The 3,578-nt window shown below is 54.6% G+C and carries 1 protein-coding gene; it reads right to left on the bottom strand.

Going from position 1 to position 3,578, the window contains the following annotated elements; all coding sequences use genetic code 11:
- On the bottom strand, window positions 1-2,807 hold a 2,807-nt coding region (locus tag V7680_RS15165; protein ID WP_335654094.1), incomplete at its 3' end, for a glutamate synthase central domain-containing protein.
- Window positions 2,808-3,578 lie beyond the last annotated feature (771 nt).

Genomic DNA, 3,578 nt, shown 5'->3' with positions numbered 1-3,578 from the left:
GGGACAAAACGATCCGGTTCTTCACCGCCCTCACCGGTATTGGACTTCCCGCCAATCCGGTTCATCGCAATCGCCAGCGTCGTATGCGCCTCGCGGCTGATCGAGCCAAAGCTCATTGCGCCGGTGGCAAAGCGTTTCACAATCTCGGTAGCGGGCTCTACTTCGCTAATGTCGAGCGGTTCACTGGCCTTGGTCAGCTCCATCAACCCGCGAATGGTCAACAGGCGCTCGCTCTGTTCGTTGATCGAGTCCGCAAATTCGGCGTAATTTTTCGGATCATTGCCGCGCACAGCATGCTGCAGGTTCGCGACATTGGCGGGGGTCCAGGCATGTTCCTCGCCGCGGATCCGGTAGCCATAGATACCACCGACATCGAGCATATTCTTATAGATCGGATTGTCGCCATAGGCTTCCGAATGCCGTTTCACGGTTTCTTCAGCGACCTCGGTCAGCCCGACGCCCTCGATCATCGTCGCTGTGCCGGTGAAATATTTCTCGATAAATTCGCTGGATAGGCCAACCGCATCGAAAATCTGCGCGCCGCAATAGCTTTGATAAGTCGAGATGCCCATCTTCGACATGACTTTCAAAATACCCTTGCCGATCGCCTTGATATAATTTTTCTCGACCTGCTGCGTGGTTAGCGGCAATTCGCGGCGAACGCGGATATCCTCGAGCGTTTCAAACGCCAGATAGGGATTGACCGCTTCCGCGCCATATCCGGCTAGCACGCAGAAATGATGGACCTCTCGCGCTTCACCGGTTTCGACGACCAGACCGGTCTGCATCCTGAGGCCCTGACGGACCAGATGATGGTGAACGGCCGCTGTCGCCAGCAGAGCCGGCATGGCGATCCGGTCCGGGCCTTTGGCGCGGTCGGAGAGAATGAGGATATTGCGATCGGCAAGCACAGCTTCGGTCGCCGCCCAGCACATTTCCTTCAGCGCCATTTCCAGGCCGTCAGCACCGCTTGCGGCATCCCAGCTGATATCGATGGTTTCGGTTCGAAATGCGCCGTCCAGCGCTTCTTCAACCGAACGGATTTTTAGCAAGTCCGCGTTGGTGAGAACGGGTTGGTCGACTTCGAGCCGTTTGTGGGTGCCAGCATCATGGCCAAGAAGATTGGGTCTCGGGCCGATCATGGAAACCAGCGACATCACCAATTCTTCACGAATGGGATCAATCGGAGGGTTGGTCACCTGAGCGAAATTCTGTTTGAAATAGTCGTATAATAGCCGTGGCTTGGATGAAAGCACCGCGATCGGCGTGTCGGTACCCATCGACCCGATCGGATCCAGCCCGTCACTTGCCATGGGTTCGAGGAACTTGGTGATATCTTCTTGGGTGAAGCCGAACGCCTGCTGACGATCAAGCAACGCCGCAGGACTGTCTTGCCCATTGGCTTTCGGTGCATCGACATCATCAAGATCGTCGAGATCGAGATCTTTCAGATTATATTGGGTGGATTCCAGCCATTTTGCATAGGGCTTCGCTTTGGCGAGGTCGGCCTTGATCTCTTCATCTTCGATGATACGGCCCTGTTCCATATCGATGAGCAGCATTTTGCCAGGCTGCAACCGCCATTTGCGGACGATATTATCCTCTTTGACGGGCAGCACACCGGATTCCGAGGCCATGATGACATGTCCGTCGTCGGTGACACAGAAGCGGGCAGGGCGCAGGCCGTTGCGATCGAGCGTAGCGCCGACCTGGACGCCGTCGGTAAAGGCAACAGCAGCGGGGCCGTCCCAAGGTTCCATCAGAGCGGCGTGATATTCATAAAATGCCTTGCGGTCGGCATCCATCATCGGATCACCGGCCCAGGCTTCCGGGATCAGCATCATGACGGCGTGGGGCAGGGAGTAACCGCCCGCGACAAGCAGTTCCAGAGCGTTATCCAGGCAGGCCGTGTCGGATTGACCATGCGGGATCAGCGGCCACATCTTGTCGAGATCGGCCCCCAGCAGGTCCGATTCCATGGTCCGGCGACGGGCATTCATCCAGTTAACATTGCCCCGGACCGTGTTGATTTCGCCATTATGGGCGATGAACCGATAAGGGTGAGCAAGTTTCCACGACGGGAAGGTGTTGGTCGAAAAGCGCTGATGGACCATCGCCACGGCCGATGTGGTTAGAGGATCGTTGAGATCCTTGTAGAAGGATCCGACCTGATCGGCGAGCAACAGCCCTTTGTAGACAATCGTCTTTGTCGAGAAAGACGGCATATAAAATTCGGTAAGCCCCGGCATCGCGTTTTTCTCGGCGAGGCCCTCGAGGGGGTTGTGCACCTGTTTGCGTATCGCGAGTATTTTGCGCTCAAATGCGTCCTGATCTGCAATCGAGTCGCCTTTACCGACGATCGCCTGGCGAATCAGCGGCATCTGGTCGAGCACGGCTTTGCCGATGCCTGTTGTATCGATCGGGACGTCGCGCCAGCCGATCAGTACCTGTCCTTCTTTGGCGATGAAGCGTTCAAAATGCGCTATCGCAAATGCTGCCTCGACCGGAGCGGACGGCAGGAAGCACATCGCGACCGCATAGTCACCAGCAGCGGGTAGAACCAGACCTGCCGAATCCGCCCAATTCCGCAGAAGTGCGTCAGGAATCTGCAATAATATCCCGGCGCCATCACCCAGAAGCGGGTCGGCACCAACGGCACCGCGGTGATCAATATTGACCAGAATTTCCAAGCCACGTTTAACCGTGAGATGCGATTTATCGCCCTTGATATTTGCAACAAAGCCGACGCCGCAAGCGTCGTGCTCGTTGTTTGGATCATACAGGCCTTGCCGTGGCGGGAAGCTCATTTTCCGTCCTTATTTTTCGATAATATTTTTGTAATAAAAATGCTCCTAGAGGGAACTTAGCGTATTTTGAAGATAAGTTTTATACAGGGAGGAAAAGAAATATTGCGTGCGCCATAGGAGCAGCGGTCTTTGGCCCAGTCGTTAGAGCAAAACAGGAAATGCTTTCAAGGCTATAGTGATCGTTAACAATCGCTTCGGGATGGCGATAATCTCGAAATCACCGAGTGAGGGCAGCTATAGGCGACTCAAGTCTGAGGTGAGCCTCATGATAGCGGATATTGTGGTCCGGCGAAACGTCTCTACCAGCAATATGGTTCCGGCCGATCGGTCGCGCGTATAATTATTGCAAAATGTCAGGCTAATATTAGGGAAATGTCCGCGAGTGTCGCGATGGAAATGTCCCGAACGTCAATTTCGACTGCAAATCAGGATCATCATCACATGCGAAGCAGTAACTCGATTTCGAGAACAGGATGCTAAGAGAATTTTTCGGAACCCATAGGGGCCTTGTGAGGTTTGCCTTGTCCTACGTTCAAGTTGGCCTGAAAAGGGCACATATCAAGTCGTCCGACCCGGCAACGATCGATAGGCTGGTGTTCGTCTGCCACGGTAATATTTGCCAATCATTATGCACGCCAGTTAAGCCTTTCCGCGGCTTCATTCGGCCTGTCTACAACCAGTCACAAGGGCGCGCATGCTTTTGCTAGCGAAGTGTCGGAAAGCTTGGGTGTTAGCCTGGCGGGACATCGGACAACAGCCGTAGAAGATTAT

It is taken from the genome of Parasphingorhabdus sp. (assembly GCF_036963705.1).
GTDB lineage: Bacteria > Pseudomonadota > Alphaproteobacteria > Sphingomonadales > Sphingomonadaceae > Parasphingorhabdus.
Note: the sequence above shows the minus strand (reverse complement) of the source record. Positions and strands in the feature narration are given on the sequence as shown.